The sequence below is a fragment of the Flavobacterium sp. FlaQc-48 genome (assembly GCF_044007335.1).
GTDB lineage: Bacteria > Bacteroidota > Bacteroidia > Flavobacteriales > Flavobacteriaceae > Flavobacterium.
On record NZ_JBIPCR010000059.1, the window covers coordinates 1 to 492 of the forward strand.

General features: G+C 39.2%; 1 pseudogene. It reads left to right on the forward strand.

Annotated elements, in window-relative coordinates:
- Positions 1–492 (forward strand): annotated as a pseudogene (locus ACHRWY_RS27575) (hypothetical protein); the annotation flags it as partial.

Below are 492 nucleotides of genomic sequence, written 5' to 3' on the forward strand. Positions count from 1 at the left end.
ATCAGCCTTTTACGGCTGATGTATCTGCCTGTTCATTGATCATTACCAGCCCTGATCCTGTAATAGTTTCCACAGGAGTAACTTTAAAGATTACCAATGCTGTCACTACAAATGGTCAATTAACATTCAAAAACAATTCCAGTTTAGTACAGATTAATAATGTAGCCAATACCGGAGACATCTATTATGAGAGAACCAGTCCGCCAATCTTTCAGAAAGATTATCTTTACTGGTCTACTCCTGTAAGCCCTCAACGCTTAATTGATGTTTCGCCATTTACCACCTCTACGAAATACTTTGGTAACGATGGTACACAATGGGTACAAACCAACAGGACAAACAATATGGTAACCGGAAAAGGATACATCATTCGTGGTCCGGACACTTACAATAATCTCACCAGACAAACTTTTACTGCCCTTTTTAAAGGCGTTCCTAATAATGGGGACCTGCAGGGAGAAGTATTAATAGCCGGAAATTACCATTTAATAG